This window comes from Pseudomonas sp. R37(2017), assembly GCF_002113375.1.
Taxonomy (GTDB): Bacteria; Pseudomonadota; Gammaproteobacteria; order Pseudomonadales; family Pseudomonadaceae; genus Aquipseudomonas.
Genome location: NZ_NEHO01000002.1, coordinates 297,125 through 318,134, shown reverse-complemented (window position 1 = coordinate 318,134; position 21,010 = coordinate 297,125). Strand labels below are relative to the sequence as shown.

General features: G+C 61.0%; 19 protein-coding genes and 1 pseudogene. 4 read left to right on the top strand and 16 right to left on the bottom strand.

Annotated features, from left to right (window positions below):
- Window positions 1–27: 27 nt before the first annotated feature.
- The gene (gene ppk1, locus CAG47_RS04610; protein ID WP_085723754.1) at window positions 28–2,250 is read right to left on the bottom strand and encodes a polyphosphate kinase 1; all 2,223 of its coding nucleotides are present in this window, start codon (window positions 2,248–2,250) and stop codon (window positions 28–30) included.
- An 18-nt stretch (window positions 2,251–2,268) separates the two neighbouring features.
- Window positions 2,269–3,282 (bottom strand): porphobilinogen synthase, encoded by a 1,014-nt coding sequence (hemB, locus tag CAG47_RS04605; protein ID WP_085723753.1) that lies wholly within the window; start codon window positions 3,280–3,282, stop codon window positions 2,269–2,271.
- Window positions 3,283–3,489: 207 nt separating this feature from the next.
- Between hemB and CAG47_RS04600 the strand changes: the two genes are divergently transcribed.
- Window positions 3,490–4,122 (top strand): DedA family protein, encoded by a 633-nt coding sequence (locus CAG47_RS04600; protein WP_085723752.1) that lies wholly within the window; start codon window positions 3,490–3,492, stop codon window positions 4,120–4,122.
- On the opposite strand, the gene CAG47_RS04595 is transcribed toward CAG47_RS04600, so the two are convergent.
- Entirely contained in the window at window positions 4,103–5,338 is a 1,236-nt protein-coding gene (locus tag CAG47_RS04595) for a sterol desaturase family protein (protein WP_085723751.1), read from the bottom strand. The two genes, CAG47_RS04600 and CAG47_RS04595, sit on opposite strands and share 20 nt — an antisense overlap.
- 115 nt (window positions 5,339–5,453) lie before the next feature.
- Here CAG47_RS04595 and elbB point away from each other — a divergent pair, with 115 nt between their 5' ends.
- A complete protein-coding gene (gene elbB / locus CAG47_RS04590; RefSeq protein ID WP_085723750.1) occupies window positions 5,454–6,122 on the top strand; it encodes an isoprenoid biosynthesis glyoxalase ElbB in 669 nt (222 codons plus the stop codon).
- A gap of 171 nt (window positions 6,123–6,293) precedes the next feature.
- Here elbB and CAG47_RS04585 read toward each other — a convergent pair whose 3' ends face one another.
- From CAG47_RS04585 to CAG47_RS04570, 4 genes are all read right to left on the bottom strand, one after another.
- A complete protein-coding gene (locus tag CAG47_RS04585; protein ID WP_085723749.1) occupies window positions 6,294–8,192 on the bottom strand; it encodes a cytochrome c/FTR1 family iron permease in 1,899 nt (632 codons plus the stop codon).
- Between the two features lie 162 nt (window positions 8,193–8,354).
- On the bottom strand, window positions 8,355–8,987 hold the full coding sequence (gene rhtB, locus CAG47_RS04580) for a homoserine/homoserine lactone efflux protein (RefSeq protein ID WP_085723748.1): 633 nt from the start codon (window positions 8,985–8,987) through the stop codon (window positions 8,355–8,357).
- A 236-nt stretch (window positions 8,988–9,223) separates the two neighbouring features.
- Window positions 9,224–9,805, bottom strand: a complete 582-nt coding sequence (locus CAG47_RS04575; RefSeq protein ID WP_085723747.1) for a mechanosensitive ion channel family protein — start codon at window positions 9,803–9,805, stop codon at window positions 9,224–9,226.
- Complete coding sequence (locus tag CAG47_RS04570; protein ID WP_085723746.1) at window positions 9,805–11,715, bottom strand: ATP-binding cassette domain-containing protein; 1,911 nt, start codon at window positions 11,713–11,715, stop codon at window positions 9,805–9,807. Before CAG47_RS04570 ends, CAG47_RS04575 begins: the two co-directional genes overlap by 1 nt.
- Window positions 11,716–11,765: 50 nt before the next feature.
- On the opposite strand from CAG47_RS04570, the gene CAG47_RS04565 reads away from it, so the two are divergent.
- Window positions 11,766–12,230: a TIGR02444 family protein gene (locus CAG47_RS04565; RefSeq protein WP_085723745.1), complete on the top strand. Its 465-nt coding sequence runs from the start codon at window positions 11,766–11,768 to the stop codon at window positions 12,228–12,230.
- On the opposite strand, the gene CAG47_RS04560 is transcribed toward CAG47_RS04565, so the two are convergent.
- The gene (locus tag CAG47_RS04560; RefSeq protein ID WP_085723744.1) at window positions 12,227–13,342 is read right to left on the bottom strand and encodes an AlgP family protein; all 1,116 of its coding nucleotides are present in this window, start codon (window positions 13,340–13,342) and stop codon (window positions 12,227–12,229) included. The two genes, CAG47_RS04565 and CAG47_RS04560, sit on opposite strands and share 4 nt — an antisense overlap.
- 192 nt (window positions 13,343–13,534) lie before the next feature.
- Here CAG47_RS04560 and CAG47_RS04550 point away from each other — a divergent pair, with 192 nt between their 5' ends.
- Complete coding sequence (locus CAG47_RS04550; protein WP_085723740.1) at window positions 13,535–14,200, top strand: FKBP-type peptidyl-prolyl cis-trans isomerase; 666 nt, start codon at window positions 13,535–13,537, stop codon at window positions 14,198–14,200.
- A gap of 60 nt (window positions 14,201–14,260) precedes the next feature.
- Here CAG47_RS04550 and rsd read toward each other — a convergent pair whose 3' ends face one another.
- From rsd to CAG47_RS29275, 8 genes and pseudogenes are all read right to left on the bottom strand, one after another.
- Entirely contained in the window at window positions 14,261–14,719 is a 459-nt protein-coding gene (gene rsd, locus CAG47_RS04545) for a sigma D regulator (protein ID WP_085723738.1), read from the bottom strand.
- Between the two features lie 176 nt (window positions 14,720–14,895).
- Complete coding sequence (locus CAG47_RS04540) at window positions 14,896–15,447, bottom strand: disulfide bond formation protein B (RefSeq protein ID WP_085723737.1); 552 nt, start codon at window positions 15,445–15,447, stop codon at window positions 14,896–14,898.
- Between the two features lie 262 nt (window positions 15,448–15,709).
- A complete protein-coding gene (locus CAG47_RS04535; protein WP_085723735.1) occupies window positions 15,710–16,948 on the bottom strand; it encodes a heme biosynthesis protein HemY in 1,239 nt (412 codons plus the stop codon).
- Window positions 16,945–18,102, bottom strand: a complete 1,158-nt coding sequence (locus tag CAG47_RS04530) for a uroporphyrinogen-III C-methyltransferase (protein WP_085723733.1) — start codon at window positions 18,100–18,102, stop codon at window positions 16,945–16,947. Before CAG47_RS04530 ends, CAG47_RS04535 begins: the two co-directional genes overlap by 4 nt.
- Window positions 18,103–18,118: 16 nt before the next feature.
- On the bottom strand, window positions 18,119–18,886 hold the full coding sequence (locus CAG47_RS04525) for a uroporphyrinogen-III synthase (protein ID WP_085723732.1): 768 nt from the start codon (window positions 18,884–18,886) through the stop codon (window positions 18,119–18,121).
- On the bottom strand, window positions 18,883–19,824 hold the full coding sequence (gene hemC / locus CAG47_RS04520; RefSeq protein ID WP_085723730.1) for a hydroxymethylbilane synthase: 942 nt from the start codon (window positions 19,822–19,824) through the stop codon (window positions 18,883–18,885). Before hemC ends, CAG47_RS04525 begins: the two co-directional genes overlap by 4 nt.
- A gap of 138 nt (window positions 19,825–19,962) precedes the next feature.
- A complete protein-coding gene (locus tag CAG47_RS04515; RefSeq protein ID WP_085723729.1) occupies window positions 19,963–20,709 on the bottom strand; it encodes a LytTR family DNA-binding domain-containing protein in 747 nt (248 codons plus the stop codon).
- Window positions 20,706–20,828: pseudogene (locus CAG47_RS29275) on the bottom strand (sensor histidine kinase); the annotation flags it as partial. The gene CAG47_RS04515 and the pseudogene CAG47_RS29275, both read right to left, overlap by 4 nt.
- Window positions 20,829–21,010 lie beyond the last annotated feature (182 nt).

Sequence of the window (21,010 nt, the reverse complement as noted above, 5' to 3'; positions counted from 1 at the left end):
GGCACCCGCTCCTACAGGGTTTATGCGTTACCGCACAGCCAGGATCGGGCTACCCAAGCGCTCCAGCAATGTCGCCTGGGCACTGCGTGGGTTCTGGTTGCCGGTCGGTGTATTACGGATGTAACGACCGTCCGACTGCAGGCTCCAGCTGTGGGTGTTATCGGTCAGATACAACTCCAGCTCTTTCTTGACCCGCATGATCAGCTTCTTGCCCTCCACCGGGAAGCACGTCTCGACACGCTTGTCGAGGTTGCGCTCCATCCAGTCGGCACTGGACAGGAACATCTGCTCGTCGCCGCCGTTGAGGAAGTAGAAGACCCGGGTGTGTTCCAGGAAGCGGCCGATGATCGAGCGCACGTGGATGTTGTGGGAAACCCCGGCGATGCCCGGCCGCAGGCAGCACATGCCGCGCACCACCAGGTCGATGCGCACGCCCGACTGGCTGGCCTTGTACAGCGCGCGGATGATCTTCGGATCGGTCAGCGAGTTGAACTTGGCGATGATGTGCGCCGGCTTGCCGTCGAGGGCGAACTGGGTTTCGCGGGCAATCATGTCGAGCATGCCCTTCTTCAGGGTGAACGGCGCGTGCAGCAACTTCTTCATGCGCAGTGTCTTGCCCATGCCGATCAGCTGGCTGAACAGTTTGCCGACGTCTTCGCACAAGGCGTCGTCGGAAGTCAGCAGGCTGTAGTCGGTGTACAGGCGCGCGTTACCGGCATGGTAGTTACCGGTGCCGAGGTGCGCGTAACGGACGATTTCACCCGCTTCGCGCCGCAGAATCAGCATCATCTTGGCGTGGGTCTTGAAGCCGACCACGCCGTAGATCACCACCGCACCGGCCGCTTGCAGGCGGCTGGCCAATTGCAGGTTGGACTCTTCGTCGAACCGCGCACGCAACTCGATCACCGCAGTGACTTCCTTGCCGTTGCGTGCCGCATCCACCAGCGCATCGACGATTTCCGAGTTGGCGCCGGAGCGATACAGGGTCTGGCGCACCGCCAACACATGCGGATCCTTGGCGGCCTGGCGAAGCAGGTCGACCACTGGGGTGAACGATTCGAACGGGTGCAACAGCAGGATGTCCTGCTTGCTGATCACGCTGAAAATGTTCTCGCTGTTCTGCAGCAGCTTCGGAATCTGCGGGGTGAACGGCAGATGCTGCAGTTCACGCTGGCTGTCCAGCCCCGTGATGCTGAACAGACGCGTCAGGTTCACCGGACCGTTGACCTGATACAGCTCGGTCTCGCCCAGGTTGAACTGCTTGAGCAGGTAGTCGGAGAGGTGTTTCGGGCAGGTGTCGGCCACTTCCAGGCGAACTGCGTCACCGTAGCGACGGGAGAACAGTTCACCGCGCAAGGCGCGGGCCAGGTCTTCTACGTCTTCGGAGTCCAGTGCCAGGTCGGCGTTTCGGGTCAGGCGGAACTGGTAGCAGCCCTTGACCTTCATGCCCTGGAACAGGTCATCGGCATGGGCGTGGATCATCGACGACAGGAACACATAGTTGTCGCCAGAGCCACCGACCTCTTCCGGAACCTTGATGATCCGCGGCAGCAGGCGCGGTGCCGGAATGATCGCCAGACCGGAGTCGCGACCGAAGGCATCGATACCTTCGAGCTCGACGATAAAGTTCAGGCTCTTGTTCACCAGCAACGGGAACGGGTGAGTCGGGTCGAGGCCGATCGGAGTAATGATCGGTGCGATCTCGTCGCGGAAATAGCGACGGACCCAGGTTTTCAGTTTGGTCGTCCAGTGGCGGCGACGGATGAAACGGACCTGATGTTTCTCCAGTTCCGGCAACAGAATGTCGTTGAGGATCGCGTACTGACGGTCGACGTGACCATGCACCAGTTCGCTGATGCGCGCCAACGCCTGATGCGGTTGCAGACCATCGGCGCCCGCCTGTTCACGGGCGAAGGTGATCTGCTTCTTCAGGCCGGCGACGCGAATCTCGAAGAACTCGTCCAGGTTGCTGGAGAAGATCAGCAGAAACTTCAGCCGCTCCAGCAATGGATAGGACTCGTCCAGCGCCTGTTCCAGCACGCGGATGTTGAACTGTAGTTGCGACAGCTCGCGGTGGATGTACAGGCTGCTGTCATCCAGACCGGGTATGGCAATCGCCGGTGCCGCCGCAGCGGCTTCGGCTACCACCACTGGCGAAGCAGGCTCCAGTTCCGGCGGGGTCTCGGCGATTTGCTCTACCACGGGTTGAGCATCTTGTACGGCAACTTCAGTGAGTCCTTCGGTATTCATCACATGTTCCTGGGAGGGCTATTTCTGCTCTCGTAACAATTGAGCGGCACGAACGGCAAAGTACGTCAGGATGCCATCAGCGCCTGCACGTTTGAAAGCGGTCAGGGATTCGAGGATAACCCCTTCGCTCAACCAGCCATTCTGGATCGCCGCCATGTGCATGGCATATTCGCCGCTGACTTGATAGACAAAGGTCGGCACTTTGAATTCTTCTTTTACCCGGCACAGGATGTCCAGGTACGGCATGCCTGGCTTGACCATGACCATGTCTGCACCTTCTGACAAGTCCGCCGCCACTTCGTGCAGTGCTTCGTTGCTGTTGGCCGGGTCCATCTGATAGGAGGCCTTGTTGGCCTTGCCCAGATTCAGCGCCGAACCGACCGCATCGCGGAACGGGCCATAATAGGCACTGGCGTACTTGGCCGAATAGGCCATGATCCGCACATTGACGTGACCGGCCACTTCGAGGGCTTCGCGGATCGCCTGGATGCGACCGTCCATCATGTCGGATGGAGCCACGACCTGAGCGCCAGCTTCGGCATGGGACAGGGCCTGCCTGACCAGTGCGTCGACGGTGATGTCGTTCTGCACATAGCCTTCTTCATCAAGAATGCCGTCCTGGCCGTGGGTGGTGAACGGGTCCAGGGCAACGTCGGTGATCACGCCCAGCTCAGGGAATCGCGCACGCAGCGCACGGGTCGCGCGTTGGGCGATGCCTTGCGGGTTCCACGCTTCGGCGGCGTCCAGGGACTTGAGTTCCGCGGGTGTCACCGGGAACAGCGCCAGTGCCGGTATCCCCAGCTCGACCCACTTGGCCGCCTCTTCCAGCAACAGGTCGATGGTCAGGCGTTCGACACCTGGCATCGAGGCTACCGCTTCACGACGGTTTTCACCGTCCAGCACGAACACTGGCAAGATCAGGTCATCGACCGTCAGGACGTTTTCACGGACCAGGCGACGCGAGAAGTCGTCGCGACGGTTGCGGCGCAGGCGGGTTGCGGGGAACAAACGGTTGGCGGGGGTAAAGCTCACGGCAGACTCCTCAGCCCGCGCTTACGGGCGAGCGTGACAGTTATAAGCGGCTATTATGACTAACGTATTACAGTTATGTGCACGATGTGACACGTAGCCGCATTCCATTGTCGTTGTAGGAAATGTTCACGTCGAGACACATTTGGACACTTTCCTGAATGTGTCCGAAGGGTTAGGCTTCGCGTTCATTTCGCCAGCACCCAGACAATGCTCCAACAATTTCTGCATGACTTCGGCTACTTTGCCCTCTTTCTAGGCACGTTCTTCGAAGGCGAAACCATCCTGGTACTCGCGGGTTTCCTCGCGTTCCGTGGATACATGGACTTGAACCTGGTGATGATCGTGGCCTTCTTCGGCAGCTACGCCGGCGACCAACTGTGGTATTTCCTGGGGCGCAAGCACGGCCGCAAGCTGCTGGCGCGCAAGCCGCGCTGGCAAATGATGGGTGACCGGGCACTGGAACACATTCGCAAGCATCCGGACATCTGGGTGCTGAGCTTCCGCTTCGTCTACGGTTTGCGCACGGTCATGCCGGTGGCCATCGGCCTGTCGGGCTATCCGCCGGGCCGTTACCTGCTGCTCAACGGCATCGGTGCGGCGATCTGGGCTGCGGCATTGGCGGCGGCCGCGTACCATTTCGGCGCAGTGCTCGAAGGCATACTCGGCAGCGTGAAGAAGTATGAACTCTGGGTGCTCGGCGCCCTGCTGGTCCTGGGCTTTGTACTGTGGTTGCGTCGGCGCCTCAAGAATGCCCGCCTGGCCAAACAGATCTACGCCGACGAGCAAGCCATGAAGGCCGAACGAAGCAAGATCGAAGGTCCTACGACGCCAACCGAGTGATGCGGTTTCTACAACAGTAGAGGCCGATACCGCTCAACAGACTGTAAGCGAGCAGGCCGATCCAGCCCACCGCGCTGGCCGGCCACAGCCCCACCAGCGGAGCCAGCCATGCCAATGGCAGATTCGATGCCAGCCGCAGCAGCTCCAGCTTCAACGCCCACGGGCGATTTTCCAGGGCCACGCCCAGCACAAACAGACCGAACGCCACTGAGCTCCAGCCCAACACCAGGGCGGTGACTGGCAGCTTCGGCTCAAGGCTCATCAGATAACTGCCCAGCGCGATGTAGACGCAGAACTGCAACAGCACGTAGAGCTGCTGACGTCCGTCCAGCGGCACCTCGAATTTGCGGAAAAGGCTCAGGTCCGGCTTGTGCATCGGGTATTTGGCGGCCACGTCCGCCGGACGCCAACCGGTGCGCATGAACCAGATCCGAAGTTTGTCCCAGGTGCTGTCGGCACGCCGTGCATCCGCCCACAACTGCGCATAGAACTGCACATTCGCCCACACAGGATTCCAGCTCGCCAACGGTGTGGTCACGCCGAAGATCACCGGCTCGTTGTCGTCTTCTTCCTGGAACGAGCCGAACAGACGGTCCCAAACAATGAACACACCACCGTAGTTGCGATCCATGTAGAGAGCGTTCTGTGCATGGTGAGCCCGATGATTGGATGGCGTGACGAAGAACCATTCGAACCAGCCAAGCTTGGGAATGTGTCGGGTGTGCACCCAGAACTGATACAGCAGGTTCAGCGCCGCAACACTGACGAACACCAACAGCGGCACGCCAGACACGGCCATCGGCAGATAGAAGATCCAGCTCAGGAGGAATCCGGTGCTGGTCTGGCGCAACGCCGTGGACAGGTTGTAGTCCTCGCTCTGGTGATGCACCGAATGCGCGGCCCAGAGGATGTTGCGTTCGTGGCCCAAGCGATGCAGCCAGTAGTAGCAGAAATCGTAGAAGACGAAGGCAAACACCCAGGTCCAGACACTGTCGGCCGACAACTCGAACAGCGCCACATGCTTGAGGGCGAACGCGTAGGTCAGCAACCCCACGCCTTTGGTCAGCAAGCCCGTGGTGGTCGACAGCACGCCGGTGCTGATGCTGTTGATCGCGTCCGCCAGCCGATAATTGCTCACCCCGCGCCAACGGTCGGCCAACAGTTCGACGGCGATCAGCACGAAGAAGAACGGCACCGCATACAGAATGAACTCCATGGCGCGCCCTGGTCGGAATCTTGAAGACCGACATTATGTGCAAGCGTGAATCAACGCTATGGCAACGAGTGACAAATTAGTGGACATTTGACGCCATGAATCTGGAGAAAAGCCCATGAGCAAAAAAGTTGCAGTGATACTTTCCGGTTGTGGCGTGTACGACGGCGCCGAGCTCCACGAGAGCATCATCACCTTGCTGCGCCTGGACCAGCGCGGAGCCCAGGTGCAATGTTTCGCACCGAACATCGAGCAGTTGCATGTGATCAATCACCTGACCGGCGAAGAAATGCCCGAATCGCGCAATGTGCTGGTGGAATCGGCGCGGATTGCCCGGGGCAACATCAAGGATATCCGTGACGCGGACGTCGATGAATTCGACGCGCTGATCGTGCCCGGCGGCTTCGGCTCGGCCAAGAACCTGTCCAACTTCGCCATCGAAGGTGCCGGCTGCACCGTTCAAGCGGATGTCCTGGCGCTGACCGAAGCCTTTGCCGAGGCCGGCAAACCGGTAGGCCTGATGTGCATTTCCCCGGCCCTGGCAGCGAAGATCTATGGCCCCGGCGTTACCTGCACCATTGGTAATGACACCGACACCGCTGCCGCGATGAACAAGATGGGTGCGACCCATACCGATTGCGCGGTCAATGACATCGTCGAAGACAAGGCGCGCAAACTGGTGAGCACCCCGGCTTACATGCTGGCGCAATCGATCAGTGAAGTGGCATCCGGGATCAACAAGCTGGTCGACCGGGTACTGGAGTTGACCCACGAAAACGATGCCTGACACGGTTCAGGACTTGTAGGAGCGAGCATGCTCGCGATGGAAGACCAGACACCGTGGAGTGTCAGGTTGCCTGTGTCATCGTTGACGTCCATCGCGAGCTTGCCGCAAGCGGGCACCCGCTCCTACAGTTTGCGGGCTAGCCGCGTGAGTATCCGATCCAGCGAGTGCTGTTCAAGAAACCTGCACCCGCTGCCGCTCAGCCACCCGACTACGCCCATAAAGCAGGACAATCGCAAGGATCGCCACAGCCTGGGCACTCAGCGAATAGGCATCGGCGTGGATCCCCAGCCAGTCGAATTCAAAGAACGGCACAGGCCGAGTGCCGAAGATCCCGGCTTCCTGCAGCGCTTTCACGCCATGTCCGGCAAACACCACCGACAAGGCGCACAACAGACCAGCGTTGATGCTGAAGAATAGCGCCAGCGGCAGCTTCGCCGAACCGCGCAAAATCACCCAGGCCAGGCCGATCAGCAGCACCAGCGCCGTGGCCCCACCGGCCAGCACCGCGTTATGCCCCGCTGGCCCCGCCTGCAGCCACAGGGTTTCGTAGAACAGGATCACTTCGAACAGTTCGCGATACACCGAGAAAAACGCCAGGATCGCGAAGCCGAAACGCCCGCCGCCGCCCACCAGGCTGGTCTTGATGTAATCCTGCCAGGCCGCCGCGTGACGACGGTCATGCATCCACACGCCCAGCCACAACACCATGACGCTGGCAAACAGCGCTGTCGCGCCTTCCAGCAATTCACGCTGCGAGCCGCTGACATCAATCACATAGGCTGCCAGCGCCCAGGTACCCAGCCCCGCCAGAAAGGCCAGGCCCCAACCGACGTTGACGCTGCGCACCGCCGCCTGCTGACCCGTGTTACGCAGGAAAGCCAGGATCGCCGCCAGCACCAGAATCGCTTCCAGGCCTTCGCGCAGCAGAATCAGCAAGCCGGAGATGTAACTCAGCGACCAGCTCAAACCGTCGCTGCCCAACAGATCGGCTGACGCCTTCAACTTGGCCTTGGCCGCGTCCAGACGCTGCTCGACGTCTGTCACCGGCAGGCCATCCTGTAACGACTGACGGTAGGCCATCAGGGATTTTTCGGTGTCTTTACGGACGTTGGCGTCAATGTTGTCCAGCGAGCTTTCGACCAGCTCGAAGCCTTCCAGATACGCCGCTACCGATAAGTCATAAGCCTGGTCGTGCTCGCCGGCGCGATACGCCGCGACGCTCTTGTCCAGCGTGGCTGCGGTGTAGTCGAGCAATTGTGCCGGGCCACGCTTGGCCTGCGGTGGCTGCGCGCGCTGGGCACGAAACGTCGCGGCGGCTTGCGGGCCTTCTACAGCCTGCACTTCGGCCGGGGTCCGACGAGCCAGGTCGGCAATGTTGTAGGTCTTCTCAGCCTGGGCTGTCGCCGGGTCGACACTGAAGCTGGCGATGTAGGTGGCCAGGTCCCAACGCTGGCGATCATCCAGTTGGTCGGCAAAGGCTGGCATGTCCGTACCTTCAATGCCCTGGCCCAAGGCGCCGTAGAGCGCGTAGAGACTTAGTCGATCCAGCCGCGCGGCATCGCGCAGATTGGATGGCGCTGGCGTCATGCCGACACCTGCCGGGCCGTCTCCGGCGCCCGTGTCGCCATGGCAGACCGAACAATGCTGAGCGTACAGCGGCGCCCCACGCGACGGGTCTGGCGTAATGATCGGGGCCTGACTGACTTCATAGGCCACGGCCAGCTTCGCACCCAGTTGCCGGGCCTGGCGAGTGACGTCGGCACCGTCCTGACGGGCGCCGATTGAATTCCCCAGCGTGACCAGGCTTTGCTCCAGTGCAGTTTTTTCCGGTTTGGCCGGCAGGCCCGCCATCAAACTTCCCAGCGTCTTGACCGACTCTTGCTGCGCGTGAAATCCGGCCTGGTCCATGATGCTGCCCGCCTGCACCGTGTCCGGGTAATCCGCGCCGATGTAATCGAGCAAGTGCAGCGCCTGCGGCGCACCTTCGGCAGGTGCGGCCAGTGACTGAAAGCTGCACACCGCGAACAGCGGCAGCACCAGCCAGGCCAGAAAACGGGAGGGGGCAACCATGAATGAATCTCAATGTGAAAAACGAAGTTACATATTGTTAACGCCCAGCCGGTTTCGCTCAAGTGTTGTCGGGACTTCCCGCGACATCGCAGGTATTCCAAGGTACTGATACTCCAATAAAAAAGGCGACCGCTTGGGTCGCCTTTTCGGGTTTCAGCCGATTCAGACTGCGGCTCTGCGCAACGTAGCCATAAACGCCGCCGCGCCAATGAACAGCCCGGCAAAGGTCCGGTTCATGCGTTTTTGCTGTTTCGGTGTACGCAGCATACGCAGCACCCTGGACGCCAGACCGGTGTAGCCGGCCATGACGATCAGGTCGACACAGATCATGGTCACGCCGATCACCAGATACTGAATCAGCAGCGGAGCATGGGGATCGATGAACTGCGGCAACACCGCCAGCATGAACACCAGCGCCTTGGGGTTGCTGACGTTCACCAGGAAGCCACGGAACACCAGGGCCATCGGCTTGCCGATCTGGCGCACGGCCGCGTCATCGCTCATGTCGCTGGGCAGCGCGCGCCATTGCTTGATGGCGAGATAGACCAGATACGCCACGCCGAACCATTTGATCGCGTAGAAGGCTGTGGCCGACGCTGTAAGAATCGCGCCCACACCGGCACCGACAATGGCGATCTGCAAAGCCAGGCCCAACTGCAGGCCCAGGGCGTTCCAATAACCGCGCCAGAAGCCGTACTGCAGACCACTGGACATCGACGCAATGGCGCCGGCACCGGGGGACAGACTGATCACCCAGCAGGCGGCAAAAAACGCCAGCCATGTTTGAAGCTCCATTGCACACCTCGACTCAGACTCGTGACAGACGTCTAAGCTAATGCGGCTTTGGGCCGATGACTACCGATTTTTTGCAGGACACAAGGGTTGCCGACCAGCGTTCGCGGCGGCGGGCCCCTTCGCGAGCAGGCTCGCTCCCACATGGGCTGTCAGGCGCTCACAAAATTTGTGTCCACTGAAGATCAACGGTGGGAGCGAGCCTGCTCGCGAAAGCAATCTGACAGGCAATAGAAGGCTTACTTTTCAAACCCGCTGGAAGGAAACACTTCCGTCCCGCGCCAGCGCCGCACCGAACGCTGGAAGAACAGACTGTTGGGCACCTGCACCATGGCGCTGCCTGTGCCGAGCTCTTCGGCCTCGATCAGCGTGGTGTAAAGGAGGTTGATCGCCACCACCCGGCCTTTGACGCCGGGCTTGTCGGTGGTGTCCACCAACTCGACCACGTCACCCAGGCGGAACGGGCCGACGGTAAAGATCAGGATCGCGCACAGCAGGTTTGACAGCACGCTCCACATGGCGAAAAACGCCACCGCCGCGACCGCGACAAAACCGGACAACGCAGTCCAGAGCACTGTGGCCGATACACCGAGCCGCTCCAGGACGAAAATCAGCGCGCTGCCCATGATCAGCCAGCGCAAACCGCCCCGCAGCGGCATCATCAGCTGCGGTGGGAACGGGTAACGCTCACCGAGGCGGGTCAGGCCTTTGGCAACGAAGCGCTGGGTGAAATAGCCGGCGAGCAGGATCAGCAAAATTTGCACGCCAAGCCAGATCGGCTCCGCCCACTCCACCGGCAGCGGCAGCTTGAAGGCATCCATCAGGACAGCGACTCCAGCTCCGCCTGCATGCTTTCCAGCAACTCCAGGGCTTGCATCCATGCTTCTTCCAGCTCCGCCTCACGCACCTTCAGTTTGGCCTGTTCGGCCAGCAGATCACGCAACTCGTTCTTGCGTGCCGGCTCGTAGATGTCACTGTCGCCGAGGCTGGCATCGATCTTCGCCAGTTTTTCGTGGAGCTTGCCCAACTCGTTTTCAAGCTTGTCAGCTTCGCGTTTGTGCGGTGCCAGTTGCTGACGCAATGCAGCAGCGACCTGACGCTGGGCTTTCTTGTCGGTCTTGTCCGGGTTGACCGGGGTGTTGCTGACCGGCGCATTGCGCTGACGGTAGTCCACCAGCCAACGGGTGTAGTCTTCCAGGTCGCCGTCGAACTCTTCGACCTTGCCGTCGGCCACCAGATAGAAATTGTCGGTGGTGCTTTTAAGCAGATGACGGTCGTGAGAGACCACCAGTACCGCGCCACTGAACTCCTGCAGGGCCATGGTCAGCGCCAGGCGCATTTCCAGGTCCAGGTGGTTGGTCGGTTCGTCGAGCAGCAACAGGTTCGGTCGATCCCAGGCGATCAAGGCCAACGCCAGGCGCGCCTTTTCACCACCGGAGAAATTCAGCACCGGCTCGTCGACCCGTGCCCCACGGAAGTCGAAACCTCCGAGGAAGTCGCGCAGGGTCTGCTCGCGCTCGGTCGGCGCCAGGCGCTGCAAGTGCAGCAACGGGCTGGCCTTGGAATCCAGAGAGTCGAGCTGGTGTTGGGCGAAGTAACCGACCACGGTGTTCTCGCCACGGGTCAAGCGACCGGTCAATGGCGAGAGCTCACCGGCAAGGTTCTTGATCAAAGTCGATTTACCGGCGCCGTTCGGTCCGAGCAGACCGATTCGCGCACCCGGGGTCAGTTGCAGCTTGACCTTCTCCAGCACGGCTTTGTCGCCGTAGCCCAATCGGGCATCGGACAGATCGATCAGCGGGCTGGAAATCTTCTGCGATTCGCGGAAGACGAAATCGAACGGCGAATCGACATGGGCCGCGGTCAGCTCTTCCATCCGCTCAAGGGCCTTGATCCGGCTTTGGGCCTGGCGGGCCTTGGTGGCCTGGGCCTTGAAGCGGGCGATGTAGCTTTCCATGTGCGCACGTTGCGCCTGTTGCTTCTCGTAGGCCTGCTGTTGCTGGGCCAGGCGTTCGGCACGGGCGCGCTCGAAGGCGCTGTAGCCACCGCGGTACAGGGTGATCTTGCGCTGATCGACGTGAGCCACGTGATCGACCACGGCGTCGAGGAAGTCGCGGTCGTGGGAAATCAGCATCAAGGTGCCGGGATAGCTCTTGAGCCATTCCTCAAGCCAGATGATGGCGTCGAGGTCGAGGTGGTTGGTCGGCTCGTCGAGCAGCAACAGGTCCGATGGGCACATCAAGGCCTGGGCCAGGTTCAGACGCATCCGCCAGCCACCGGAGAAATCCCCGACCTGACGATCCATCTGCTCGTTGGTGAACCCAAGGCCGGCCAGCAACTTGCGGGCCCGGGCGTCGGCGGTGTACCCGTCGGCGCTGTCGAGTTCCGAGTGCAGACGGGCCTGTGCGGCACCGTCATGGGCCGCTTCGGCTGCCGCCAGGTCGCGTTGCACCTGGCGCAGGCGCAGGTCGCCATCGAGCACGTAGTCGACCGCCAGGCGTTCGAGGGTATCGACCTCCTGGCGCATGTGGGCGATACGCCAGTCGGCCGGCAGGAAGCAATCACCCGAGTCCGGGTGCAGCTCACCCCGAAGCAAGGCGAACAGGCTCGATTTGCCGGCGCCGTTGGCACCGATAAGGCCGGCTTTCTGGCCGGCGTGCAGGGTCAGCTCGGCGTCTTCTAGCAGACGTTGCGGGCCACGCTGTAAAGTCAGGTTCTGAAGTCGAATCATAATGGCGGCGGAGTCTACCAGCTTCGCTCGCAACTGGCGCGAGTAGCACTATGTCCTCTGACCTGTGGAGCTTTTCCCTGAGCACCTATGCCCGACCGGGCGTTGAGCAGGCATGCCTGCAATTGCAGTCGGCGGGGGTCAACGTGTGTCTGCTGCTGTGTGCTGCCTGGCTGGGACAACGAGGCGTGGCCTGCAATGAGCAGCGCTTGCAGCAACTGCGCAGTGTGGCCGCCCCTTGGGACAGCGATGTCGTGCTTCCGTTGCGAGCCTTGCGCACACAATGGAAGGCCACAGCCATGGTAGACGCCGATTTGCACAACCTGCGCGAGCAATTGAAAGCACTGGAGCTGGAAGCCGAGCGGCATCTGTTGTTGCGGCTCGAGAGTGCGACGCAGAGTTGGCCGCAAGATGCCCGGACCGATCTATCGGCCTGGCTGGAAGGTGCGGCGGCGGGTACCGCCCACCTGCACCGCGACGCGCTGCATCAGCTGCGCGTCGCGGTAACCGGCACTTAGGAAGCGCTGGTTGGGGTGGTTACAACGCTCGACGTTGCGGCAGGCGCTGGTGCTGGCGCGGCTGTCGAGGTAGTGACTGCCGGAGCAGGTGTTGCTGGCGCAGCTGGAACGACTGGCTTGGCAACAGGTGCGGCGGCTGGCTTGGCGGCAACCGGCTTTCTCACTGCAGGTTTGGCCGCTGGTTTTGCAGCAGCAGGTTTGGCTGCAACTGGCTTGGCAGCTGCCGGCTTGGCGGCCGCTGGTTTGGCTGCAGCTGGTTTTGCGGCTGGCTTGGCAGCAGGTTTGGCAGCCGCTTTTACAGCAGGTTTTGCCGCTGGCTTGGCTGCTGGTTTTGCAGCGACGGGTTTGGCCGCCGGCTTGGCGGCAGGTTTTGCAGCAGCAGTCCGGACAGCCGGTTTAGCGGCCGGTTTTGCCGCTGGTTTTGCAGCCGGTTTGGCGGCGGCGGTTTTAGCCACGGCTGGTTTGGCAGCAGCTGTTTTTGCAGCAGCAGGTCGTGCAGCGGCTGGCTTGGCAGTTGTGGTTTTAGCAGCGGGTTTTGCGGCGCTGGCAGCAGCCGGTTTTCTCGCAGCCGGTTTTGCAGCAGGTTTGGCAGCTGCAGTTTTCGCTACTGGTTTGGCAGCGACTGGCTTGGCAGCAGCAGGCTTGGCCGGTGCTTTTGCAGCAACCGGTTTGGCGGCGGCTTTCTTCGCAGGAGCCGCGGCTGGCTTGGCCGCACGCAGGGACAACGCCTTGCCGACAGCCTCTTGTACACGACCAACGCCCTGGGCCAGTTTCAGGCTTTCCTGGGCATCGCGCTTGAGTTGCAGAATGTAGCCGCGGGTTTCCGACTGACGATCCTTGAGGGCGTCGAGCAGTTCCTCAAGATCAGCCACTGCGGCCTTGGCCTTGGCTTGTGCCTTGGCTTTTCCGGCCGCCGCAGCGTCCTGCAATTTGGTGCGGGACTTGTGCAGTTTTTCTTGCGCTTTTCCGCGCTGCTTTTCCAGTTTGGCGAGCAGTTTTTCAGCATCAGCCAAGGCTTCGGAACAAGCGGTTTCCAGATGCTCGAGCAAGCTGCCCGAGAGTTGTTGGAGCAGATGCAATGGAGTGTTTACTGGCTTCTTGGTGGCCGACATGGTTTACCTCCTGGCTGAAGTGAGTGCGGCTCATACTAGACCTCTGCTGCAACCGCCGCTAGGGCATGTTGACACTATCGAAAGCGTTGCGTTGCAAAGGACTGAAAAACTTCTGCGTCGTTGCGAAAGCAGTTCTCCGTTGTGCGCTTTCTCGCTGGCATAATCGCCCGCAATTCAGGTCGGAGAGTGCCCATGTCGCGCTACCTTTTTTTATCGCTGAGCGTGTTTTTTTCGGCGGCTCAAGCCGCGGGAACAACACAGGAAAATGAAGCCCACGATCTCGCCTACAGCCTGGGTGCAAGCCTTGGCGAACGCTTGCGCCAGGAGGCTCCCGACCTGCAACTCCAGGCACTGGTCGAAGGGTTGCAGCAGGCCTACCAGGGCAAACCGCTGACGCTGAAGGACGAGCAGATCCAGCAGATATTGACCGAACATGAAGCGCGGATCGCCATGCAGTCAGCCGAGCCGCAAAGCGAAATGGCACTGGAAAAAGAACAGCGTTTTCTCGCCGCAGAAAAAGCCAGACCCGGCGTACGCGAACTGCCTGATGGCGTGCTGCTGACCGAATTGACACCAGGCACTGGCGCCAAAGCCGGACCGAACGGCAAGGTGCAGGTGCTGTACATCGGGCGCTTGCCCGACGGCACAGTGTTCGATCAGAACAGTCAGCCACAATGGTTCAGTCTCGACAGCGTGATCGCCGGATGGCGCAGCGCATTGCAAAACATGCCGGTCGGAGCGAAATGGCGACTGGTGATTCCATCGGCCCAGGCCTATGGCGCCGATGGTGCCGGTGACGTGATCGCACCGTTCACGCCACTGGTGTTCGAAGTTGAATTGCGCGGTGCAACCAGCTGATCGCGGAAATGAAAAACGGCGTGCCGTGGCACGCCGTTTGAGGGTCTTGCGGGAAGCGACTCATGCCTGAACCGAATCGGCTTCCTTGTGAGCGGTGTGCAGCACTTCGATCAGGCAATCTTCCAGTTCGAAGCGTTCGTGCAACAGGCCACCCAGCTCCTTGAACTTCTCCGCAACGCATTTGCCTTCGTCGCAAAGGTCATTGAACGCAAGCAGCTTTTCAGTGATGACATCGATGCGCGGGTAGAGGGTCTCGGCGAGTTCCAGCCCACGCTTGTCGTTGAAGGCCTTGGCCTCCCCCGTCAGTTGCTCGTAGATTTCGAAATGCCCGGCCGATACGTAATCGACCAGCACGCCGCAGAACTCCTGCAAGGGTTTACGATCCTCACCGAGCGCCTCAGGCTTTGCGCCAAGCTTGTCGTAGGCATCGATCAGCTCTTTGCGCTCCTGTAACCAGCGATCGATCAGCAGGTGCACTCCACCCCAGCGTTCCTGAGCATTCTGACAACTTTCGAGCATGGTGATCTCTCTTCCCTTGTGGGTCAGCTGCTCTATGCCCGTTCGCCTCTTGTAACGTCGGTGGGCGGTCAGGCAGAGCGTCATCGAGCAACATAATTCCAATGACACGTGCGGGCAGATTATGCCCGCGCGACATTGGCTTCAAGGTACGCAGGCGATAAAGTTCATACAAGTGTTTAATCGCCCGCAAAGGCCCGGTGCGACGACTCGCCGCCGAGTGGTCGCTGATAGCTGATCCAGACCAGTCGCAACGATTGGTAAACGGCCAGGACCATCATCGCGACGAAGAACAGCAGACTCCACTCGGTGAGACTCATATCGAACAGCGTCCAGGAAATTTCCACACAATCGGCAGCGCCCTCGAACACTTGCTGCAGGACGGATAGCCACGGAGAACTGGCGAACAGATCCGCCAGATGGGTCGAGCATGCCGCTGCGTGCTCCATTGGAAGATTTTGCAGCAGGACTTGCCACCACGCCGTGACCGCGCCGGCCAGGCTGCAACCAAGACCGAGCAGCCAATACAGAACGTTGCCGGCGCGACCAGGGCCATGGACCGAAGCCATCAGGCAGACAGCGGTCAGGAGCGCCAGGCAAAATCGTTGCGCAAGACACAAGCCGCAAGGCCGCAGGCCGACCGCATATTCAAGGTAAAAGGAAACGCCCATCGCCAGGGCACTTCCAACGAAAGCCATGAAAAACAATGAACGTGAGCAGGCCAATGACATGGCTTTTCCGTAAAAGTAGTGACAGACCGTTACGGTAGAGGAAAGCGCGACGGCCTTTCAAGGCAAGTGCCCACAGAGACTTCAGCGCAGATGTAGGGAAATCTCGACGCACGCGAGAGGATAAAATGCAGTCCTTTGTAGGACTTTGTCTGCGACGAGATTTGGCGACTGAATTTCACCCATTATCGTACTGCGGCAAGGGCGATGGCTCCCTCGCCACAGCTCGTCGATCAGACGCCCGAGCCTGGCGCCAGTGAACGGCTCAAGCTCGCACGGCTACAGGCAGAGGCGCTGCGAGCAAGCGCTCATCCAGCAACCCCAGGCCTTCCTGAAACAGCTGGTTGCTGCGCTCGGTATCGCCCATTTGCGCCAGCAAGCGTGCCAGCTCCGCACAGGCTTCCGGATTGCGTTGTACTCGCAGGCTGCTTTCCAGGTAGTCCCGTGCCTTGCCCCACAAACTGTTTTGCAGGCACAGGCGACCCAATGTCAGCAGCAGGCCCGGATCGGCCGGATGGTCCTTGAGCCAACCTTCGGCGGCCTGTAGCTGGCGGGTCGGATCATTGCCGCGAACCAGTCCATAGAGACGTGCCAGATGGCTGTCGTAGTCGCGCTTCAGAGCGGTGCGCAGCACTTCTTCGGCCTCGACATGAGCACCCAGCTGCCGCAGTTGCTCGGCATACGCGAGCACCAGCTGCGGCTCCTGGCGTTGTGCCGAGGTCAGTTGCTGCCAGGCACGTTCGAGCGATTGCTGCCCCACCGCACCATCGTCTTCCCGTTGCGCCGCCAGAGACAGGTTCGCCCCCCAGGCCCGACGCTCAAGCTCGACGAGTTCGGCCGCCGACAGGATTTTGTCCTTGCGCAGCTCCGGCAGCAGGCGAATCAGAGCCGACCAGTCGCCACGCTGCTGAAGCAGGCGCTGCAACTGACGCAGGGTCTGTGCGTTATGCGGGTGGCGCTCACGCATGGCCTGCAGGGTAGTGAGGGCACCTTCGGTATCACCGCGGTCAGTCTGCAGCTGGGCGTGGTTCAAGGCGATCGCCAACTCGGCCTGGGGCTGACGCTCCAGGGCACGCTCCAGCAGGTTGTCGCTTTCTTCGTATTTGCCCAGTTCGTTCGCGGCACGGGCCGCGCCGAGGTAGTAAAGCAGCGGCTGGCGTTCAGCTTCGGCGGCCCTGTGCAAGTGCCGTTGCGCACTGGCCCAGCGACCCTCGGCCAAGTCCAACTGACCGTGTTCGATCGCCACCTGCACCCGACGACTGCGGTTACGCCGCGACCACGGATTGACCACGCCACTGGAAGCCATCACCAGTTCGACCAGCGACTTGATGCCCCAGACCACCAGCCAGAGCACAGCCACCAGGGCCAAAGTAGCCCACAGGCTCGACTCATAGCGGAAGGTCTTGTAGGCAATCAGTACGTAACCGGAATGCTGGGCAATCGCCAACCCCAGCGCAGCGGTAGCGGCCACAACGAGGAACACGATCACATAGAGGCGTCTCATGGCGTGGCCTCCGGCGCGGTGTTCGCGGCGGGCTTGGCCAGTGGCTTGACCGAGTCCTCGGCGTTGACGTTGCGCCGCTCCAGATACCCCTGCACCGCGCTCAGTGTTCCGGTCATGTCCGGTGTGACGACGGTGACGGGTTGCTTGCTCAACTCGGCCACCTGCTCAAGCATGGCTTTGCTTTGCCCGTTATCCGGATTGAAGTTGCCCTTGAGGATATCTTGAGCTTCGTCCAGCACCTGTGAGTAAACCGCAGCCTGGCCGTTGAGTGCGGCCCATTGCGCCTGTTCCAGCGCCAGACTCAGGGCCAGGCGGACCTGACTCAGGCTCTGGCCAGCCAGCAATGGGCGAACGTTTTTGTCGGCATTGAAATCGATACGGATATAGCGCGAAATCTGATCCCACCATTGCGCCCAGCGACTGGCACCATCGCCATCGGCGGTCAGGCCCAGCAACGAATCGCCACGGTCCTTATACTCCGGTGCCAGTTCGGTGAGGCCGGTCACTTGATCGCGCAGCGCGCCCAGACGCAGGAACAGCCCGGTGCGATCCGGTTGTTCGGTACTGCGCAAGGCGATCAGGGTCTTGGCCACCTGCTCGCGAGCGGCGAAGGAGCCCGGATCATTCTGTTCGCGCAGTATCTCGTCGGCCCCCTGGACCAATGCCAGGGCGCTGCTGATGTCCTGCAAGGCAGACAGTCGCAGGCTGGCCAGACGCAACAGGTGCTCAGCCTCGGCCAGACGCCAGTCCTTGCGGCTGGCGCCGAGGACGGTTTCCAGGCGCTGGTTCAAACGCTGCTGATCTCCTTGCAACTGGATCACCAGGCGACTGCGCGCCTCCAACTCATCGGCGGCAGGCATTTGCGCCAGGCGCGCGCTCAGGCGTTCCTCATTGAGCTTGAGGTTCTGCGCCTGGTCGTTCAATGCCTGAACCTGGCTCAGTTGCTGCAGGTTGTTGGCCTGCAGGTGACGCACCTGCCAGACACCCCAACCGCCCACCGCGACACCGGCCGCGCCCAGCAGCAGCGCGAGGATTGCCAGACCGTTGCCTCGACGCTGCTCGGCAGCTGGCGGCGGCACTACATCAAAAGGAGCATCAACAGGTGCATCAAGCACCGGTCGCGAGTCATCTTTCGGCAAGGCTGTTTCGCTCACGTATCCATCCTTTGCATCAGAAAACGGGTACGGGATGCTCCCGTAACGCCGTCAGCAAGGCCGCGGCACTCGCGCCGCGACAATCCACAACTGTTTTGGCCCCGGCGGCACGCGCCAGCTCGGCAACCCTTGGGCTTGGTACAAACAACGGCAACCGCGCCAACTGCGGCCAGGCATCGCCAGCCAGTTGATGCAGGTGCTCGAAACCTTGTCCACTGCTGACCACCAGCCCGTTCAGGCGTTCCGCCTTCACCCGTTGCTGCAACGTTGCTGGTGGGTAAATCGGCAATGCCCGGCGATACAACTCCAAATACTCGACACTAACACCAAGCTCACGCAAACGCTCAGCCAGCAACTCGCGCCCACCCTCCCCACGCAAGATCAGCACTCGCGAATCGGGGCATGCGATGGCCTCGCGCAGCCGGGAAAGCTCGAGCAAGGCTTCACTGTCATCGCCTTCTGCCGGGAAGCTCACGTCCAACCCGTGATCCTTGAGGATCTGCGCAGTTGCCGCGCCGACGCTGAACCACTCCACACCGGGTGGCGTTGGCCAATGTTGCTCAAGCAGTTCGACGCCGATCCGGGCTGCTGGTTTGCTGACCACGATAACGGCGCAGAACTGATTCAGTTCCAGAATCACCTGGCGCATTGTGTCAGTGGCCGCAATGGGCATGATGTCCAAAAGCGGCAGACTGTTACTGAATATCCCCTGCTCGGCCAATAGACTGCCGAGCGCCGCCGCTTCTTCGGCGGGACGCGTCAGCAACAAGCGCCAACCGGTCACTCGTGGCCAGCCTCGCCATACACCTTCTTGAGAATGGCGTCGGCACCCTGGCTGAGAAGGTCTTCGGCCACCCGTACGCCGAGCGCCTCGGCATCGCCACGAGGGGCTCGGGCCTGTGCGCCAAGCAGCAGGCCACCGGCTGGATCGCCCACCAGCCCGCGCAGCCAGAGCTGCTCGCCCTCCAGGACCGCGTAGCAGGCAATCGGCACCTGGCAGCCACCATTGAGGCGCTTGTTGAGGGCACGCTCGGCAGTCACGCGGGCGGCAGTGTCCTGGTGATGCAGGGGCGCCAGCAGCGCATGGATTTCACTGTCGGCGCTGCGGCATTCGATACCCACCGCGCCCTGACCACCGGCCGGAAGACTGTCATCGACACTGATGGCCGAAGTGATGCGACCCTCAAAGCCCAGACGGATCAGGCCGGCAGCGGCGAGGATGATGGCGTCGTATTCGCCAGCATCGAGCTTGGCCAGGCGGGTGTTGACGTTGCCGCGCAGGAAACGGATTTCCAGGTCCGGACGGCGGGTCAGCAATTGAGCCTGGCGGCGCAGGCTGGAGGTGCCGACGATGCTGCCCGGGGGCAACTCGTCCAGACTGGCGTAGGTGTTGGAAACGAAGGCATCGCGCGGGTCCTCGCGCTCGCAAATGCAGAACAGACCCAGGCCTTCGGGGAAGTCCATCGGCACGTCCTTCATGGAGTGCACAGCGATGTCGGCTTCATTTTCCAGAAGCGCGGTTTCGAGTTCCTTGACGAACAGGCCCTTGCCGCCGATTTTCGACAGCGGTGAGTCAAGCAGCTTGTCGCCACGGCTGACCATGGGGACGAGCGTCACCAGCAGGCCCGGGTGAGCTGCTTCAAGACGGGCTTTGACATATTCGGCCTGCCACAGGGCGAGTGCGCTTTTGCGGGTGGCGATGCGGATTTCGCGAGAGGACATGGATCAATCCGTACTGAATAGATACGGCGGATAATAACAGGTCAGCCAAATCCACTTTGACTTGTATCAGATACTACTCGGCCTCCCTGGCCCCGGATGTCCGGCAATCGGGTGTGAAATTCGCCTGCGGACAGCTGTTTAGAGCTGTTGCATCATCTTGCGCACGCCAGCCACATGACGCCGACTGACGATCAACGCATCACCATTGAGGCCCTTGAGGAACAACTGAAAATGCCCCAGGGGGGTGCGCTGCAGTCGCTCGATACGCTCGCGAGCGACCAGTGCATTGCGATGGATCCGCACGAAACGGTCGCCGAATTCATCTTCGAGGGCCTTTAGCGGTTCATCGAGCAGCACTTCGCCGGCCTCGTGGCGCAAGGTCACGTATTTGTGGTCGGCAATGAAATAAACCACCTGATCCAACGGAATCAGCTCGATCCCTTTACGGGTCCGGGCGCTGATATGGCTGCGCGGGCCGCTGCCGCTGTCGGCGGCAGGGCGGGTCAGGGCGGCGAGCTGGGCACGACTGGGGCGCTCGGCTCTCTTTAATGCGTCATGTAATTGTTCAGTTCTCACAGGTTTCACCAGATAGCCTACGGCGCTGGCCTGTAAGGCTTCCACGGCAAATTCATCGGGCCCGGAGCAGAACACCACGGCGGGCGGAGTTTCGCGTTCACACAATCGCGCAGCCACTTGCAGGCCATCCAGACCGGGCATGCGGATATCAAGCAGCACGATATCCGGCTTGTGGCTGTCGATCAGTGCCAACGCCTCTTCGCCATTCGTGGCACTAGGCTCCAGGACACTGTATCCCTCGAGTTCGCCAACCATTCGGCACAGGCGCTCGCGGGCCAAGGGTTCGTCATCAACGATCAGGACATTCATATTGCGCTGGATTCCTGCGTGAGTCTCGCACAAGGATAGCGTAGACAGGTGAAGTGACGTCTGTCACCGCGATCCACGCTAAGACTAGCGCGAGCGTCAAAAAGTGCCGCTGGTCCGGCGGCTAAATTTTCATCTGCCGGGCGATTGGCGGCCCATGCCCGCATTGGCGACAGATCGCCACAGGGTTTGTTGATACGCAATATGAACACCCCCCTCTTCCTTATAGTCAGCGGCTGCACCGAGAAGTGCGCTGATCCTATTGTCCAACTGTAGACGGTTGCCGGGACGATATGGCTCAAAT